The sequence below is a fragment of the Paenibacillus cookii genome (assembly GCF_018333375.1).
In the GTDB taxonomy this organism is placed as follows: domain Bacteria; phylum Bacillota; class Bacilli; order Paenibacillales; family Paenibacillaceae; genus Paenibacillus_AQ; species Paenibacillus_AQ cookii.
In genome coordinates this window covers 1-1,552 of the sequence record NZ_BORW01000084.1, presented here as the reverse complement: position 1 = coordinate 1,552, position 1,552 = coordinate 1, and the positions used below count along the sequence as shown (strand labels likewise).

The 1,552-nt window shown below is 51.2% G+C and carries 1 protein-coding gene; it reads left to right on the top strand.

All coding sequences use genetic code 11. The annotated features are described in order from the left end of the window. The first annotated feature begins 71 nt into the window (after positions 1–71). Positions 72–1,373: an IS1380 family transposase gene (locus KI367_RS26640; RefSeq protein WP_009226929.1), complete on the top strand. Its 1,302-nt coding sequence runs from the start codon at positions 72–74 to the stop codon at positions 1,371–1,373. The last annotated feature ends 179 nt before the right edge of the window (positions 1,374–1,552 follow it).

Genomic DNA, 1,552 nt, shown 5'->3' with positions numbered 1-1,552 from the left:
AAGGGCTCCGAATCTTTGGTAGAATGGTGTTTACTTGGAACACTACACCCAAAGAGAGGAGCACCTTATAGGTGAAGTCTACCACAACGATCAGCAAAATTAAAACAGAATTTTCACTACAAAACGCAACGAGCTGCGGCGGCATCAAAATCTTCCTGGCCTTTCTCGAAAAAATCAAACTGCCGGAGGCGATGTGCAGCCTCTCCGGCGGCAAAGCGCGCAACTCCCTCTTCCCCGTTTACCGTATTCTGCTCTATCTCATCGTTGGCTGGATGCTTGGCTGCGAACGGATTTTTCATTTCCGTCGTTTGCAAAGCGACGTGCTGCTGAGGCGCTTTCTCGGCGGCCGCTGCCCGCATCACAGTCTGTTGTACAAGGAATTGATCCGGCTTGGTCGTTTCTGTCCCTCTCTGGTTAACGAACTGCGGAGGCTGAATCAAGAGATCATTCGACCCTGCTTGCCACCTGAGCTGATTCTCGATCTGGATTCCACGGTAGAGACCGTGTATGGCGATCAGTCCGGCGCGGCCAAAGGCACAAATCCACACAAGCCCGGGCGTAAGAGCTATCATCCCCTGCTTGCCTTTGAAGGCCAGAGCCGACTAAACTTGAACGCCGTGCTTCGACCGGGCAATACGCACTCTTCCACCGATGCGGCCGACTTCCTGCGGCAAACCTTTAGACTGCTCGACGAACACAAAGTGAAGTACGCAAGGTTCGACAAAGGCTTTGGCGGTGAAGATTTTTACAGCTTGTGGGAGCAGCACCACATCGGCTATGTCGGCAAGCTGAAATGGACCCAGCGGCTGGCCAAGGAAGTTGGGGCTTGTCGTTACTGGACGCGATATGTCGACGAAGAGTGGATCATCGAAGGTATTTGCTTGATCTACCAAGCGACCTCCTGGAACAAGGCGCGTCGTGTAGCGATCATCCGTAAGGCGCAAGTGTTCGAGGAGGGCCAAGGCCGCATTGTATTCGATTCGGACTGGCAGTACGAAGCCATGGTGACTAATCTGGAATGGGAACCGATCGATTTGTGGCGATTCTACAATCAGCGCTGCTGCATGGAAAATTACATTAAGGAAGCCAAGAACGGGTTTTCCATCGATCGCATTGCGACAGGTGATTTCAAAGCCAATGGTCTGGATCTGCTGATCAAGCTGCTGGCCTACAATTTGTTCGAGCGCTTCAAACGTGACTGCTGTGAGCCAGTCCATCAAGGCTATACGATTGCCCGGTTCCGTCTGGAATTCTTTTATTGCGCCGCAACGCTCATTCGGCATGGTCGCTCTATCCTACTCAAGCTTGCGAGGGACTTTCCCAGCCGTTATGTCTGGAAACGAATCGAGGTTCGAGTGGCGCAGTTAGAATAATGATAAGCAAAATTTTACATGGAAATCAGGACTGCCTCTTCATTGGGGAGGGGGAAAGACCATCTGCCGCAAGCTTCCGTCTCCACTAAAACATGGGAAACTCCCACCTTTTCACTTCTTAAGTCGCCATTGCTTTAGCATCTTGCATTGATCTTATGCACTTTCGAAATTCAGGTTTA